Origin of the sequence: Sphingopyxis sp. Root1497, assembly GCF_001427085.1 — a bacterium.
Taxonomy (GTDB): Bacteria; Pseudomonadota; Alphaproteobacteria; order Sphingomonadales; family Sphingomonadaceae; genus Sphingopyxis.
Map to the genome: position 1 here is coordinate 984,276 of NZ_LMGF01000005.1, position 14,761 is coordinate 999,036.

Sequence of the window (14,761 nt, forward strand, 5' to 3'; positions counted from 1 at the left end):
GCTTACGGAAGCGGCAAAGGAGGCTTGGTCGCGACACGCAGCCGGGCGGAGAGAAAGAGGTTTTTGTGTTCAAAGGTTTGAAGCCCATCCTTTATGGCGGTCGCGAAGTCTGGCCGTTGGTCGAGGGCGGCAAGGGCGTGTCGGCGACCAACCATATGTCGAGCGGCGCCTGGGCCGCGGCGGGCGGCATCGGCACCGTGTCGGCGGTCAACGCCGACAGCTATGACGCCGAGGGCAAGATCGTCCCGCAAGTCTATAATGCACTTACCCGCAGGGAACGCCACGAAGAGCTGATCCAGTATGGCATCGAAGGCGCCGTCGCACAGGTCGAACGCGCCTATGAAGTGTCGGGCGGCAAGGGCGCGATCAACATCAACGTGCTATGGGAAATGGGCGGCGCGCAGCAGATCCTCGAAGGCGTGCTGGCACGCACCAAGGGCATGATCGCCGGTGTCACCTGCGGCGCGGGCATGCCGTACAAGCTTAGCGAAATCGCCGAGCGCCACAATGTCATGTACCTTCCGATCATCAGTTCGGCGCGCGCCTTTCGCGCGCTGTGGAAGCGCGCCTATCACAAGGTCCCGCACCTGCTCGGCGCGGTGGTCTATGAAGATCCCTGGCTCGCCGGCGGCCACAACGGCCTGTCGAACGCCGAAGATCCGCTGGTGCCGCAGGATCCCTATCCGCGCGTCGCCGCGGTGCGCGAGACGATGCGCGCCGAGGGGATCGCCGACTCTGTGCCGATCGTCATGGCCGGCGGCGTCTGGTATCTGCGCGATTGGGAGAATTGGATCGACAATCCCGAGCTGGGCCAGATCGTCTTTCAATATGGCACCCGCCCGCTGCTGACCGAGGAAAGCCCGATCCCGCAGGCGTGGAAGGATCGCCTCCGCACCCTCGACGATGGCGACGTGCTGCTGCATCGTTTTTCGCCGACCGGTTTCTATTCGAGCGCGGTGCGCACGCCGTTCCTGCGCGACCTCGAAGCGCGCTCGGAGCGCCAGATTCCTTATTCGAAGCAGGAAGCGGGCGACCATATCGTCCAACTCGACGTCGGGGTGAAGGGCAAGAATTTCTGGGTCACCCCCCACGACCGCGCCCGCGCCCGCGACTGGGCGGCCGAAGGCTATACCGAGGCGCTGAAGACCCCCGACAACACCGTCGTCTTCGTGACCGACAGTGACAAGGCGGTGATCCGCAAGGACCAGACCGACTGCATGGGATGCCTGTCGCATTGCGGTTTTTCGTCGTGGAAGGACCATGACGACTACACCACCGGCTATCTCGCCGACCCGCGCAGCTTCTGCATCCAGAAGACGCTGCAGGACATCGCGCATGGCGGCGACCCCGAACAGAATCTGATGTTCGCGGGCCATGCCGCGTTCAACTTCAAGACCGACCCCTTCTACTCGAACAACTTCACCCCGACGGTGAAGCAACTCGTCGACCGGATTTTGACGGGGGACTGAGCATAACGGGGGACGAATGACCGAGGTCGATTGGAGCGCTCGCGTTGGGCGCTTGGCGGATGAGGATCTCGTCGAGATCGTCTCTACCGGCGACAGTGGAGGCTTTGAGGCGGTCGCTGTGCAGGCAGCGACGGTCGAGCTTAACCGGCGCGGTATCGCTCCTCAATTCGTTGGCGATGTTGAGACTGCGGTTCAGGACCGGCACGCATCGCGGCGCGCACGCGCAACTGAACCGCTGAGCAATGCAGGCTGGGTAGCTTTCATCCTGTTCGGCCCGATTCTGATGGTCACGCTGGCGATCGTGATCATCTTCGCCGCGATGGGGCAAACGCAAAAGGCGAAGGATGCGCTGATCACGATCCTTTGGTCGTTCCTGCTTTGGGCAGCTCTGGGCTGGGGGCTGTTGTTCCTCCTGGGCTGGCCAGGCTAGGCCCTGACGATCAGGCCCACCCCTCCAGCACCTGATCGGGCGGGCGATGCCCGTCGCTCCACGCGCGGATATTCGCGATGACCTTTTCGCCCGAGGCCTCGCGTCCCTCGATCGTCGCCGAGCCGAGGTGCGGCAGCAGCACGACATTGTCGAGCGTGAGCAGTGCCGGGTCGACCGCGGGTTCGTGCGTATAGACGTCGAGTCCCGCACCTGCGATGCGCCCGGTCTTCAGCGCCGCGACCAGCGCGCTCTCGTCGACGATCTCGCCGCGCGCGGTGTTGATCAGATAAGCGGTCGGCTTCATCGATGCGATGCGCGCGGCGTTGACCAGTTCGTGCGTCTCGGTCGTGTGCGGGCAATGGACCGTCACCACGTCGCTGATCCGCAGCAGCGTGTCGACGCTGGCATGGTAGCTCGCGCCCAATTCCTCCTCGATCGCTTCGGGCAGGCGGCGGCGGTTGTGATAATGGATCGACAGGCCGAAGGCGCGGGCGCGGCGCGCGACCGCGAGGCCGATCCGCCCCATGCCGATGATTCCGAGCAATTTGCCGCCGACGCGGTGGCCGAGCATGCCGCTCGGCGCCCAGCCCTGCCACAGTCCCGATCGCATCAGCTTTTCGCCCTCGGCCAGCCGGCGCGGGACGCTGAGGATCAGCGCCATCGTCATGTCGGCGGTGTCCTCTGTGAACACGCCGGGCGTGTTCGACACCATGATGCCCTTGGCGCGCGCCGCCGACAGGTCGATATGGTCGACCCCGGCGCCGAAATTGGCGATCAGTTTCAGCCGTTCGCCCGCGGCCGCGATCACCTCGGCATCGATTTCGTCGGTCACCGTCGGCACCAGCACGTCGCAATCGGCGACCGCAGCCTTCAATTCGTCCTTGGTAAAGGCCTGATCCCGCGCCGACAGCGCAACGTCGAACAGTTCGGCCATGCGCGCCTCGACATGCGGCATCAACTGGCGGGTGACGATGACGCGCGGGCGCCGGGGACGGGAAGAATCGGGCATGGCGCCGATAGAGCGCGCGGCGCGGGAACGGTCAAGGCCCGCGCGCGTCTTGCCCCTGTGGGAAAGGCGCGTGCGTGCGGACGCCAGCGGTTGAAAAAATGCGCCGATTGCAACAAGGGTTGAAGATGACCAGCCAAAAAGTCCTGATGCTTGCACTCTGTTTCGCCGTGATCGCCCCGGCCGCGGCACAATCGGACCCCGAATTGCCCTATTGGGCCTCGATCAGCGTCGACGAGGCGCGGATGCGCAAGGGGCCTTCGCCCGACGTCCCCGTCATCTGGGAATATCGGCGCAAGGATTTGCCGGTCCGGGTCGTCGCCCGGTTCGAAACCTGGCGCAAGATCGAGGACCCTGACGGGACGCAGGGTTGGATGGCGGCGCGGCTGCTCAGCCGCACCCGCACCGCGATCGTCACCGGCGAGGTCCGCCCGATGCGCGAAGCGGCGAGCGTGTCGGCGGCGATCGTCTATCGCGCCGAACCGGGCGTCGTCGGCCGGATCACCGACTGTGCCAATGGCTGGTGCCAGTTCGACGTCAAGGGCCGCCGCGGCTGGATCGAAACCGATCATATCTGGGGCGATTGACGGTGGGTTGAGGGGGTATCCGTAAAGTTCGCTCGACACGAACGGAGATAGGATGGTCTCATCACCATCCCAAAGTCCGATCCGATACGCCCCTCAGCTCTTCTTCGGCGTCACCGTCACGACCGTGCCATCGTCGGCGGTCGCGGTGAAGCTGCCGTCGGCGCCCGGCTTGGTCACCGCCCAGCACATGCCCGGCGCGTCGCCTTCGGGGTCGAAGCAATCCTTGCCGTCGTGCGTCGCATACAGGCCCTTGACCTGCTTGCCCTTGGCATCGGTGTCGACATAGGTGCCGTCGGCGTTGATCGTGGTCGTCGCCACCGTGCCGTCGGCCATTTTGACGTCATAGGTTCCGGGCGCTGTTCCCGAGTCGGTCGCGGGCGCGGGCGCCGCGGTTTCGGTCGGCGCGGCCGGGGTTTCCTTTTTCTCTTCAGTCTTTTGCGAACAGGCCGACAGCGCGGCGAGCGCGGCGAGCAGGACAAGCTTCTTCATGACATATTCTCCCCGTGTTGCGGGGCGCAGGCTATGCCTTTCCGCCCGGTGCAACAACGGGAATCGCGAGCGGCGTCGCGTCCGTGGAAAAGGGCCGGACGGTTTCCCGTCCGGCCCTCTTCAGCGATCAAGGTCGCTTAGCGCCAGTTGAAGTGGTTGCGATAGACCTTGACGACCCGGCCATTGCGCTCGTTGACGAGCAACAGGTCGTTGTAATGGCGGACATAGGTCAGGTTGCGACCAGCCCGCGGCACGCCCCAGCGGCTATCCCAGCTCGGACGATAGCTCGGCGCATAATAGTTCGAGCGCAGCGTCGAACCGACGCGGAACTGCTGATAGCGAAACGGCGCGCGATAGTTGGAATAGCGGTTGTCCTGACGCCAGTCGCGCTTGCTGTTGCGCAGGTCCTGCTTGGCGCCGCGATAGTCCCGGCGTTCCTCGCGGACGTCGTGGCGATTGCCATGACGCTGGGCGTCGCGCAGTTCCTGGCGTTCTTCGCGAACGTCGCGGCGATCGTTGCGGATTTCGCGGGTCTGCGCCTGTGCGGCGACCGGCATGGTGGCGGGAACCATCATCGCGGCGATCAGGCCGGCGGTGAGAAATTTGCTCTTCATTGTGCCATTCCTTTTTCCGTCAGGGGGAGGGGATCTGCCCGATGACTGATGCTGGAATAGGCGAGTCGATTTGAACGGACGCGGAATGCGGCGTTTATTTTCAGGACATTAGTGTCGCAGTTTGTCGCATTGGAACGACAAAAGGGCGCCGTCTTGCGACGACGCCCCGGAACTTTCCTCGAAAAGCCGGTTCAGATCAGTTCGATCGCCACCGCGGTCGCTTCGCCGCCGCCGATGCACAGGCTGGCGATCCCGCGCGTCTTGCCGTGGCGCTGCAGCGCCGCGATCAGCGTGGTGATGATGCGCGTGCCGCTGGCGCCGATCGGGTGGCCGAGCGCGGTCGCGCCGCCATGGACGTTGATCTTCTCGCGCGGGATGCCCAGGTCGTGCATCGCGAACATCGCGACGCAGGCGAACGCCTCATTGACCTCGAACAGGTCGACGTCGGCGATCGACCAGCCGGTCTTGGCGAGCAATTTGTTGATCGCGCCGACCGGGGCGACGGTGAAATCCTTCGGCTCCTGTGCGTGCGCGGTATGTGCGACGAGGCGCGCGACGGGCTTGGCGCCCTTGGCGTCGGCGACCGACTGGCGCGTCAGCACCACCGCGGCGGCGCCATCCGAAATCGACGAACTGGTCGCGGCGGTGATCGTGCCGTCCTTGGCAAAGGCGGGCTTCAGCGTCGGGATCTTGTCGGGCATCGCCTTGCCCGGCGCTTCGTCGGTGTCGACGACGATATCGCCCTTGCGGGTCGTGATCGTCACCGGTGCGATTTCGTTCGCGAAGGCGCCGTCGGCGATCGCCGCCTTGGCGCGGCTCAGCGATTCGAGCGTATACTCGTCCTGCGACTGGCGCGAGAGTTGATAGGCGTCGGCGGTGTCCTGCGCAAAGGTGCCCATCGCGCGGCCGGCCTCATAGGCGTCTTCCAGCCCGTCGAGGAACATATGGTCATAGGCGGTGTCATGCCCGATGCGCGCGCCCGAACGGTGCTTCTTGAGCAGGTACGGCGCGTTGGTCATCGATTCCATGCCGCCCGCGACGACCAGGTCGATGCTGCCCGCGGCGAGCGCTTCGGCGCCCATGATCACCGTCTGCATGCCCGAACCGCACACCTTGTTGACCGTCGTCGCCTGCACCGATTTGGGCAGGCCGGCCTTGATCGCGGCCTGGCGCGCCGGCGCCTGGCCGAGCCCGGCGGGAAGCACGCAGCCCATATAGATGCGCTCGATATCGTCGCCCGACACGCCCGCGCGCTCGACCGCGGCTTTCACCGCGGTCGCGCCGAGGTCGGTCGCGCTCGCGTCGGACAAGGCGCCCTGCATGCCGCCCATCGGGGTGCGCGCATAGGAGAGGAAGACGACGGGATCGGTGGCGGTCATGGCGAGAGACTCCGTAGGGGAAAATTGGATCGGCGGTCCGATTAGCGGTTTTGCTGCAGTTGCGAAAGGGGCAGGTCCCACATAGGAGGCCGGTTTCAACTTGCAACCGGCCGCGCGCCATGATCAAACATCGCGCAAATCAATCAGGGAGACGGGTCATGGCCACCGCCATCAAGCAGGATATCGTCGGCGAAACGCAGCGCATGGGCGAGGTGCTCGCCGCGCAGAAGGCGAGCTTCACCGCCGCTATGCCCGAAAGCCTCGCGGTGCGGACCGACCGCATCGACCGCGCGATCGCGCTGCTGGTCGACAATGCCGAGGAGTTCGCCAAGGCGGTAAGCGAGGATTTCGGTCACCGCAGCCGCGAGCAGACGCTGATGACCGACATCATGCCCTCGGTCAGCGCGCTCAAGCACGCGAAAAAGCATCTGTCCGCCTGGTCGAAGGGCGAAAAGCGCAAGCCCACCTTTCCGCTCGGGCTGCTCGGCGCGAAGGCCGAGGTCGTCTATCAGCCCAAGGGCGTCGTCGGCATCGTCGCGCCGTGGAATTTTCCGGTCGGCATGGTGTTCGTGCCGATGGCGGGCGTGCTCGCGGCGGGCAATCGCGCGATGATCAAGCCGTCCGAATATACCGAAAATGTCTCGGCGCTGATCGCGCGGCTGGTCCCCGATTATTTCGACGAGAGCGAGATGGCGGTGTTCACCGGCGACGCCGACGTCGGGGTCGCTTTCTCGAAGCTCGCCTTCGACCATATGATCTTCACCGGCGCGACCAGCGTCGGCAAGCATATCATGCGCGCCGCCGCCGATAACCTCGTCCCCGTGACGCTCGAACTCGGCGGCAAGTCGCCGACCTTCATCGGGCGCAGCGCCAATAAGGAGCAAGCGGGCCAGCGTGTCGCGCTCGGCAAGCTGATGAACGCGGGGCAGATCTGCCTCGCCCCCGACTATCTGCTCGTCGCCGAAGATCAGGAGGGCGAGGTGATCGACAGCATCACGAAGGGCGCCGCGGCGCTTTATCCGACGATGCTCGCCAACGACGACTACACCTCGGTGGTCAACGTCCGCAATTATGACCGCTTGCAGGGTTACCTCGCCGACGCGCGCGAAAAGGGCGCCGAGGTGATCGAGGTCAATCCGGGGGGTGAAGATTTCGCCAGCGCCAACGGCCACAAGATGCCGCTCCACATCGTCCGCAACCCCACCGACGACATGCAGGTGATGCAGGAGGAAATCTTCGGCCCGATCCTACCGGTCAAGACCTACAAGACGATCGACGAGGCGATCGACTATGTGAACGCGAACGACCGCCCGCTCGGCCTCTATTATTTCGGGCAGGACAAGAGCGAGGAGGACCGCGTCCTCACCCGCACCATCTCGGGCGGCGTCACCGTCAACGACGTCTTATTCCACAATGCGATGGAGGACCTGCCGTTCGGCGGCGTCGGTCCGTCGGGCATGGGCAATTATCACGGCCTGGATGGCTTCCGGACCTTCAGCCACGCCCGCGCGGTGTATCGCCAACCGAAGCTCGACGTCGCGGGTCTCGCGGGCTTCAAGCCGCCCTATGGCAAGTCCACCGCGAAGACTTTGGCGAAGGAACTGAAGAAATAGGGCGCACTATCATTCCTCGTCATTGCGAGGAGCGAAGCGACGCGGCAATCCCCGGCCATCGAGGCTTATCTAGGCCGATGGCTGGAGATTGCTTCGCTACGCTCGCAATGACGAGCTATATTTGATCCCCGCTCAATCCTGCCCGGCGATCTTGATATCCTTGCCCAGCAGCGTCTTCACATAGACCCGCTGCACCATCACATAGACCACCACGGTCAGCGGCGCCGCGAGCAGCACGCCGAGGAAGCCGAACAATATCCCCGCCGCGACCACCGCGAACAGCAGCACTGCGGGCGGCACGTCGACCGCCTGTTTCTGGATCATCGGCTGCAGGAAATTGCCCTGCAGTTGCTGGATCACCAGGAACAGGACCAGCGTCCACAGCGCGGTCATCGGCGACACGGTGAACGCCAGCAGCACCGCGGGGATGCCCGCGATGATCGGCCCGACCATCGGGATGACGTCGAGCAGGCCGGCGATCAGCCCGAGCCCGCCCGCCGCGGGCACGCCGAGCAATGCCAGCCCGGCCCAGGTCAGCGCGGCGACGACCAGCGACGACACCGCCTGCCCAACCATCCAGCCTTTCAGCCCGCGCGCGGCGTCGCCGAGCGCCAGCGATGCGGTCTCCTCGGCGCTGGCGGGCATCAGCAGCAACAGCCCGCGGCGATAGGTCGCGGGATCGCCGGCGAGAAAGATCGCCGCGACGAGCACCAGCACGAAGTCGGCGATGCCGCTCCCCGCCGCCAGCGCATAGCCCCCGGCCTGCGAGGCGAGGCGCGAGATGTCCTCGCTGCCGACCGCGGCCAATTCGCGCACCCGCTGCCCCAGGCCATAGCGGTCGAGAAACGCCTCTACGCCGCGCAGGGCCTGCGGAATCTGTTCGCGGATCGTGTCGACCTCGCGCGCCAGCTGCGATCCGAACAGCATGAAGGCCCCGGCAAAGATCGCGACGATCCCCGCGACCGACAGCGCGAGCGCGAAGCCGCGCTTCATCCCGGTGCGGCGGACGATCCAGCCCGCGATCGCATCGAAGATCGCGCCGAGCACGACCGCTGCAAAGACGAGCATGAAGAAACGCGTCAGGCTGATCAGCAGCCACGCGACCGCGATCAGCGCGAGGACGATCAGCGCCGCGCCGGCGATCCGGCCGGGACCGAAAGGCGCCGCCGCTTCGCTCCTGGCGCGGGGTTTGGCGGAGGACGCGCGGGCGGGCGGGGGCTTGTCGGTCATCGTGGCACCTTATCGGCAGCATTCGAGCGCGCAACCGTCCGCTTGTCATCTTTCGCGCTGGACGCGGACGGTCCTTTTGTGGCAACGGCTCCGCGTCCACGGGCCCCTGTGGTGAAATTGGTAGACGCGCTCGACTCAAAATCGAGTTCCGCAAGGAGTGCTGGTTCGAGTCCGGCCAGGGGCACCATAATCGTTTCGTGCGAACCGCATCTCTGGTTCTGACGGTTCGGACTTCGCCCGATTGGGTCCCGATCCGCCGTTTCGGCGCCGATGCTTCAATATTGGCGATAATTAACGCGCGATCGTTGGAAATTATTCATAATCTAAGGGCATTCTATGGTCAGGCCCCGATGGGCGCGTTTCGTTGTCCTTAACGATGACCGGTGGACCAGCCGGGTTGAGGAGCGGCCGCGTCGGCGGGGAAGGGTGGGGTAATAAGCTAAGTGAATGAATTTTAGCAGCTTGAATGTCTCTTCTGGGCGCTGTTGGAATCAGGAGGAAGGCATGAACGAACCCCGCTTCTCTGCCCCCGGAGAAGATCAAGATGGCGACACCGACGCCGATCGCCGTGGCGGCGACCGGTTCCGGACCGTGTGGCGCATCGCGAAGGTCACCCGCGACGGCGACGCCGGGCTGTGGCGCGTGCGCAACATGTCCGACGGCGGCATGATGCTCGCGGTCGAGGTACCGGTGTCGGTCGGCGAGCGGCTCGAAATCGCGCTGTCCGAAACCATCGTCATCCAGGGCCGCGTCGCCTGGTGCGAAGAGGGGCGCTGCGGCGTCGCCTTCGACGCGGCGGTCGATGGCAACGAAGTGCTCCGGCAACTCGCCGCCGAACAGCAGTCGGGCGACTATCGCGCCCCGCGCCTGCCGGTGCACACCCGCGCGCAACTGATAACCGACGGCGCGGTCAGCGACATCGAACTCGCCGACCTGTCGCAAAGCGGCGCCGGTTTCCTGCACGATGTCCCGATGGAGGTGGGCAAGGCGCTCGAACTCGTGTTGCCCGGCGACATCCGCCGTCAGGCGATCGTCCGCTGGTCGCGCGGCGGCCGCGGCGGGCTGTGGCTCACTGAACCGCTGGGGCGGGCGGATCTGGAGAGTATCCGGCATTTCAAGTCGTGAGGGGGCCGGTTTGGGGTATTAGCGGACAAGCCGCTCTATAAATCCCGCTCGACACGAACGGAAAGAGGGGCCGGTCTGGACACCACCCGCCAACCATCCTTTGCCTCTCCCGCCATCCTCCCTATAACCCTTTCAAACGAAAGGGGTCCCATGCAGCTTTCCCGACGCGAATTCTCGCTGGCCATCGGCGCCAGCATCCTTGCCGCCCCGACGGCGCGCGCCGCTGCGCCCGCTGGCAGCGCCGACGCGGCGCTCACCGCCTTCCTCGATGCGGCGTTCGAGGCCGAAATCGCGCTCGATCCCGAGCAGCTGACCCAACTCGGCCGCAAGGAACAGCAGGACCGCTTCACCGACCCCAGCGACGCGGCGGCGGCGGCACGGCTCGCATGGCGACGCGGCAGCGTGGCTGCGATGAAGAAGCAGTTCGACCGCGCGCAGCTCGGCGAGGATGCGCGCGTGTCCTATGACATGTGGGCGCTCGAACTCGAACGCGCCGAGGCGTCGACCAAATGGCGCGACCATGGCTATATCTTCGATCGCAACGGTCCGCACACCGGCTTGCCCAATTTCCTGATCAACCAGCACCGGGTCGACACGCCTGCGGACATGGAGGCCTATGTGGCGCGCGTCACCGCGCTCGGCCCGACGCTCGACATATACCTCGGCCGCGCGCAGGCGGCGGCGGCGAAGGGCATTCGCATGCCCGGCTTCGCCTATGACCAGTCGATCGAACTGATCGGGCGGCTCACCACCGGCGCGCCATTCGGAAAGGGCGAAGACGCCGCGCTGTTTGCCGATGCCAAAGAAAAGGCGGCGGGCCTCGTCACCGCCGGGAAGATCGACACGGCCGCCGCCGACGCCTTCACCGCGCGCATCGCCCAGGCGATGACCAGCTCGCTGAAGCCCGCCTATGACCGCATCGCCGGCTGGCTTGCCGAAGACCGCGTCAAGGCCGGCACCGAACCGCGCGGCGCCGGCGCGCTGCCCGACGGCGCGGCCTTTTATAACGCGATGCTGCGGCTCCAGACCACGACCGGCATGACCGCCGACGAAATCCACGACCTTGGCCTGTCCGAAGTCGCGCGCATCCGCGCCGAGATGGAGGCGCTGAAGGCGAAGATCGGCTATGAGGGCAAGCTCGAGGATTTCTTCGTCTTCCTGCGCAGCGACGATCGTTTCTACGTCGCCAACGACGATGCCGGCCGCGCCGCCTATCTCAAGCTGGCGGGCGACTATCTCGACGGCATGCGCGCGCGGCTGCCCGAACAGTTCGGGCGGCTGCCCAAGGCCGACCTGATCGTCAAGCGCGTCGAGGCGTTTCGCGAGGAACCGGGCGGCGCGGCGCATTATTCGTCCGCCGCGCTCGATGGCTCGCGCCCGGGCATCTATTATGTCCATCTCGCCGACACGCGCGCGACCCCGATCTACGAGATCGAGGGCACGACCTATCATGAAGGCCTGCCCGGCCATCATATGCAGATCGCGCTCGCGCAGGAAATGACCGGCACGCCGCAGTTCCGGAATAATTATTTCTACGGCGCCTATGGCGAGGGGTGGGCGCTTTACGTGGAGCGGCTGGCCAAGGAGATGGGCTTCTACACCGATCCCTACAGCGATTTCGGGCGGCTGGGGCGCGAGATATGGCGCGCGATCCGCCTCGTCGTCGACACCGGCATCCACGCCAAAGGGTGGAGCGAGGAACAGGCGTTCGCCTATTACAGCGCCAATTCGCCGCAGCCTACGGCCAAGATCCGCTCCGAAATCCGCCGCTATTTTGTGATGCCGGGGCAGGCGACCTCGTACAAGGTCGGCATGCAGCGCATCCTCGCGCTGCGCGAAAAGGCGCGCGCCGCGCTCGGCGACCGCTATGACCAGAAGCTGTTCCACGAGATCGTGCTGGGCCGCGGGTCGGTTCCGTTGCCGGTCCTCGAGGCGCAGGTCGACCGCTGGATTGCGAGTCCCGCCAAAGCATAGAGCATCTTCGGTTAACTATATGCGGTCAGCTTTGTTTAAGATCCGGGGCACAGTGTCCCCGGGTCGACATATGATTGCCTGACTGCCCAAAATACTGATGACACGCCTTATTTGCCGAACCGTCGCTCCACGCGAACGGTTCATCGCTCTTGGCGTATTCGTCCAATAGAGTCCGGGCCGACCCATGGTAGCCTGAGGCTCAATCAAAAAAGCTTTGGTCGCACAAACTTCGTCGCTTGCGTTTCGGCAAAGGGAGGTTGTGCAGTTATGTCCCAGAAATTCTCATGGTCGTTCAGCGGGGGCGCGCCCTCCGGTGCCGGCGTCAACAACAGCGGCAGCGCCGAGATCGACGCGATCACCAGCGCTGCGGTGACCCTCGTCAAGGCGATGCCCGCCGACCGCGATCTCGCGCTGCAGATCGACGATGTCGAAAAACTCGCCTTCTTCATCATGACCTCGTCGCTCAACGACGGCTCGGTCGATGTGAAGGCCGACGGCGCGACGCGTACCAAACTCACCGGCCCGCTGATCCTTTATGGCGAGGCGATCGCGCTGTTCGCGGGCGATCTCCAGACGCTCAGCCTTCGCAACAGTTCGGCGACCGACGCCGCCGAGATCACCATCCTGTTGGGCTTCAAGCTCGACTGACTAGTTCGGTCCCGTGAGGGGCCGTCATCCGACTGGCGAAAAGGGAGTGCTGCCATGCCCGTGTCCGTGACCTATCCCGGTGTCTATATCCAGGAACTGCCATCGGGAGTGCGCACCGTCAGCGGCGTCGCGACCTCGATCGCGGCTTTTGTCGGGCGCGCGCTGCGCGGTCCGGTGAACCAGCCGCTGACCTGTTTCAACTATGGCGACTTCACGCGCCGCTTCGGCGGCCTGTGGGCGAGCGGACCGATGTCCTATGCGGTCGACGATTTCTACGGAAACGGCGGCGGACAGGCCGAGATCGTGCGCCTGTTCAAGCCCAACGCCCCCGATGACGACGGCATCGCATTGCTCGAAATCGGCGCGCTGGCGCTGCGCGCCGCAAGCCCGGGAAGCTGGGGCAATGCGCTGGCCGGCACCGCGACCCACCCCGACATCGCCGACCCGGTCGGTGCGGCGGCCGCCGCCGTCAAATATGGCCTCGACGTCGCCGACCTGTTCGACATCCGCATCGAGGACAAGACGACCGGCGCGGTCGAAATCTTCCGCAACCTGACCGTCAAGGCCACCGGCGGCGCGCGCCGTTTCGACCGCGTGCTCGCCGCCGAATCGAGTCTCGTCCAGTGCCAGCTCAACATCGACGGTACCCCGAAGCTCGGCAACCGGCCATCGAACAATGCGACCGGCGCCGGCGCCGACGGCAACGACGGCGCGGCGTTGCTCGACACAGACTATATCGGCGACGCCGCGACCAAGACCGGCATCTATGCGCTGAAAAAAGCCGACATCTTCAACCTGCTCTGCATCCCGCCCGACGAGCGCGACGGCACGTTGCCGCGCACGGTGAACGAGAAAGCGGCGCAATTCTGCAAGGACGAGCGCGCGGTCCTCATCGTCGATCCGCCCGCCGACTGGGACGACAAGCCCGACGAGGCGGCGGGGCTGGTCAAGACCAAGCAGCTCGACGGCGCGACCTCGGTGCTGTCGCTCTCCTTCGCCGACAATGCCGCGCTCTATTTTCCGCGCATCCTGCGCCGCGATCCCAAGCGCGGCGGCCAGATCGACAGCTTCGTCCCGTGCGGCGCGGTGGCGGGAATCATCGCCCGCACGGATACCAACCGCGGCGTCTGGAAATCGCCCGCCGGCATGTCGGCGACGCTGGCGGGGGTCGAGGGGCTGTCGGTCAAGCTGACCGACGAAGAGAACGGCCTGCTCAACCCGATCGGGGTCAATTGCCTGCGCAGCTTTCCCGGCACCGGGCTGACGGTGTGGGGCGCACGCACCTTGCGCGGGTCCGACCAGCTTTCCGACGACTATAAATATCTCGCGGTCCGCCGCCTCGCTTTGTTCATCGAGGAAAGCCTGTATCGCGGCACCCAATGGGTGGTGTTCGAGGGCAATGACGAACCGCTTTGGGCGCAGATCCGCCTGTCGGTCGGCACCTTCATGCAGCGCCTGTTCAAGCAGGGCGCGTTCCAGGGCACCAGCCCGCGCGACGCCTATTTCGTCAAATGCGACGGCAGCACGACGACGCAGGACGATCGCAACCAGGGCATCGTCAACATCGTCGTCGGCTTCGCGCCGCTGCTGCCGGCCGAATTTGTCGTCATTTCCATCCAGCAGATCCGCAACGCGGCCTGACCCATAGGGGAGAGCGATCATGGCACCACCTTTCAGCGTCAACGCCGAGCGGCGCGACCCTTACAAGACCTACAAGTTCCGCCTGCGCCTGCCCGACGGCGCCTATCTCGCGGGCCTCAGCAAGATGAGCGCGCTCAAGCGCAGCACCGAGGTCGTCAAGTTCCGCGAAGGCGGCGACCCGTCGACCTCGCGCAAGTCGCCGGGCCAGACCGAATATGAAGCGGTGACGCTCGAACGCGGGGTCACCCACGACACGACGTTCGAGCAATGGGCGAACAAGGTGTGGAACTTCGGCTCGGGCCTCGGCGCCGAGGTCTCGCTCAAGGATTTCCGTAAGGACCTCGTCCTCGAAATCTACAACGAAGCGGGGCAACTCGCGCTCGCCTACCGGTTGTTCCGCTGCTGGCCGTCGGAATTCGTGGCTTTCCCCGACCTCGACGCCTCGGCGAGCGCGGTCGCGATCCAGACGCTCAAGCTGGAGAATGAGGGCTGGGAACGCGACTATGACGTCGCCGAGCCCGCCGAGCCGAGCTTCACCGAACCGACGTTGTAACCG

14 protein-coding genes and 1 tRNA gene are annotated in these 14,761 nt (G+C 65.3%); 10 read left to right on the top strand and 5 right to left on the bottom strand.

Features of this window, described 5'->3' with window-relative positions; translation table 11 throughout:
* The first annotated feature begins 65 nt into the window (after window positions 1–65).
* Both ASD67_RS19155 and ASD67_RS19160 read left to right on the top strand, forming a co-directional pair.
* The gene (locus ASD67_RS19155; protein WP_056350578.1) at window positions 66–1,469 is read left to right on the top strand and encodes an NAD(P)H-dependent flavin oxidoreductase; all 1,404 of its coding nucleotides are present in this window, start codon (window positions 66–68) and stop codon (window positions 1,467–1,469) included.
* A 16-nt stretch (window positions 1,470–1,485) separates the two neighbouring features.
* Complete coding sequence (locus ASD67_RS19160) at window positions 1,486–1,899, top strand: hypothetical protein (protein ID WP_056350580.1); 414 nt, start codon at window positions 1,486–1,488, stop codon at window positions 1,897–1,899.
* 10 nt (window positions 1,900–1,909) lie between these two features.
* Here the strand turns inward: ASD67_RS19160 and ASD67_RS19165 are convergent, their stop codons facing one another.
* Entirely contained in the window at window positions 1,910–2,908 is a 999-nt protein-coding gene (locus ASD67_RS19165) for a 2-hydroxyacid dehydrogenase (RefSeq protein WP_056350582.1), read from the bottom strand.
* Between the two features lie 125 nt (window positions 2,909–3,033).
* On the opposite strand from ASD67_RS19165, the gene ASD67_RS19170 reads away from it, so the two are divergent.
* Window positions 3,034–3,492 (top strand): SH3 domain-containing protein, encoded by a 459-nt coding sequence (locus tag ASD67_RS19170; RefSeq protein ID WP_056350584.1) that lies wholly within the window; start codon window positions 3,034–3,036, stop codon window positions 3,490–3,492.
* Window positions 3,493–3,585: 93 nt separating this feature from the next.
* Here the strand turns inward: ASD67_RS19170 and ASD67_RS19175 are convergent, their stop codons facing one another.
* The 3 genes from ASD67_RS19175 to ASD67_RS19185 form a co-directional block, all read right to left on the bottom strand.
* The gene (locus tag ASD67_RS19175; RefSeq protein WP_056350587.1) at window positions 3,586–3,981 is read right to left on the bottom strand and encodes a hypothetical protein; all 396 of its coding nucleotides are present in this window, start codon (window positions 3,979–3,981) and stop codon (window positions 3,586–3,588) included.
* Window positions 3,982–4,118: 137 nt separating this feature from the next.
* Complete coding sequence (locus ASD67_RS19180; protein ID WP_056350589.1) at window positions 4,119–4,595, bottom strand: hypothetical protein; 477 nt, start codon at window positions 4,593–4,595, stop codon at window positions 4,119–4,121.
* Window positions 4,596–4,786: 191 nt separating this feature from the next.
* Window positions 4,787–5,974 carry an acetyl-CoA C-acyltransferase gene (locus ASD67_RS19185; protein ID WP_056350591.1) on the bottom strand — a complete coding sequence of 396 codons (1,188 nt, stop codon included), beginning with the start codon at window positions 5,972–5,974 and terminating at the stop codon, window positions 4,787–4,789.
* Between the two features lie 158 nt (window positions 5,975–6,132).
* Between ASD67_RS19185 and ASD67_RS19190 the strand changes: the two genes are divergently transcribed.
* Complete coding sequence (locus ASD67_RS19190; protein ID WP_056350593.1) at window positions 6,133–7,587, top strand: coniferyl aldehyde dehydrogenase; 1,455 nt, start codon at window positions 6,133–6,135, stop codon at window positions 7,585–7,587.
* A 132-nt stretch (window positions 7,588–7,719) separates the two neighbouring features.
* Here the strand turns inward: ASD67_RS19190 and ASD67_RS19195 are convergent, their stop codons facing one another.
* Window positions 7,720–8,817, bottom strand: a complete 1,098-nt coding sequence (locus tag ASD67_RS19195; protein WP_056350595.1) for an AI-2E family transporter — start codon at window positions 8,815–8,817, stop codon at window positions 7,720–7,722.
* Between the two features lie 102 nt (window positions 8,818–8,919).
* Here ASD67_RS19195 and ASD67_RS19200 point away from each other — a divergent pair.
* From ASD67_RS19200 to ASD67_RS19225, 6 genes are all read left to right on the top strand, one after another.
* A tRNA-Leu gene (locus tag ASD67_RS19200) sits at window positions 8,920–9,004 on the top strand.
* 317 nt (window positions 9,005–9,321) lie between these two features.
* Window positions 9,322–9,942: a PilZ domain-containing protein gene (locus ASD67_RS19205; protein ID WP_056350598.1), complete on the top strand. Its 621-nt coding sequence runs from the start codon at window positions 9,322–9,324 to the stop codon at window positions 9,940–9,942.
* Window positions 9,943–10,092: 150 nt separating this feature from the next.
* Complete coding sequence (locus ASD67_RS19210) at window positions 10,093–11,916, top strand: DUF885 domain-containing protein (RefSeq protein WP_056350599.1); 1,824 nt, start codon at window positions 10,093–10,095, stop codon at window positions 11,914–11,916.
* 267 nt (window positions 11,917–12,183) lie between these two features.
* Window positions 12,184–12,564, top strand: coding sequence for a hypothetical protein (locus tag ASD67_RS19215; protein ID WP_056350601.1), 381 nt, complete (start codon window positions 12,184–12,186; stop codon window positions 12,562–12,564).
* 54 nt (window positions 12,565–12,618) lie between these two features.
* Window positions 12,619–14,205 (top strand): phage tail sheath family protein, encoded by a 1,587-nt coding sequence (locus ASD67_RS19220; protein WP_056350603.1) that lies wholly within the window; start codon window positions 12,619–12,621, stop codon window positions 14,203–14,205.
* A gap of 19 nt (window positions 14,206–14,224) precedes the next feature.
* Entirely contained in the window at window positions 14,225–14,758 is a 534-nt protein-coding gene (locus ASD67_RS19225) for a phage tail protein (RefSeq protein WP_056350605.1), read from the top strand.
* Window positions 14,759–14,761: the final 3 nt, after the last annotated feature.

Excerpts from the sequence above, each read along its gene's own strand:
- ASD67_RS19160 (WP_056350580.1), top strand. The coding sequence starts at position 1,486 with ATGACCGAGGTCGATTGGAGCGCTCGCGTTGGGCGCTTGGCGGATGAG.
- ASD67_RS19165 (WP_056350582.1), bottom strand. The coding sequence starts at position 2,908 with ATGCCCGATTCTTCCCGTCCCCGGCGCCCGCGCGTCATCGTCACCCGC.
- ASD67_RS19170 (WP_056350584.1), top strand. The coding sequence starts at position 3,034 with ATGACCAGCCAAAAAGTCCTGATGCTTGCACTCTGTTTCGCCGTGATC.
- ASD67_RS19175 (WP_056350587.1), bottom strand. The coding sequence starts at position 3,981 with ATGAAGAAGCTTGTCCTGCTCGCCGCGCTCGCCGCGCTGTCGGCCTGT.
- ASD67_RS19180 (WP_056350589.1), bottom strand. The coding sequence starts at position 4,595 with ATGAAGAGCAAATTTCTCACCGCCGGCCTGATCGCCGCGATGATGGTT.
- ASD67_RS19185 (WP_056350591.1), bottom strand. The coding sequence starts at position 5,974 with ATGACCGCCACCGATCCCGTCGTCTTCCTCTCCTATGCGCGCACCCCG.
- ASD67_RS19190 (WP_056350593.1), top strand. The coding sequence starts at position 6,133 with ATGGCCACCGCCATCAAGCAGGATATCGTCGGCGAAACGCAGCGCATG.
- ASD67_RS19195 (WP_056350595.1), bottom strand. The coding sequence starts at position 8,817 with ATGACCGACAAGCCCCCGCCCGCCCGCGCGTCCTCCGCCAAACCCCGC.
- ASD67_RS19205 (WP_056350598.1), top strand. The coding sequence starts at position 9,322 with ATGAACGAACCCCGCTTCTCTGCCCCCGGAGAAGATCAAGATGGCGAC.
- ASD67_RS19210 (WP_056350599.1), top strand. The coding sequence starts at position 10,093 with ATGCAGCTTTCCCGACGCGAATTCTCGCTGGCCATCGGCGCCAGCATC.
- ASD67_RS19215 (WP_056350601.1), top strand. The coding sequence starts at position 12,184 with ATGTCCCAGAAATTCTCATGGTCGTTCAGCGGGGGCGCGCCCTCCGGT.
- ASD67_RS19220 (WP_056350603.1), top strand. The coding sequence starts at position 12,619 with ATGCCCGTGTCCGTGACCTATCCCGGTGTCTATATCCAGGAACTGCCA.
- ASD67_RS19225 (WP_056350605.1), top strand. The coding sequence starts at position 14,225 with ATGGCACCACCTTTCAGCGTCAACGCCGAGCGGCGCGACCCTTACAAG.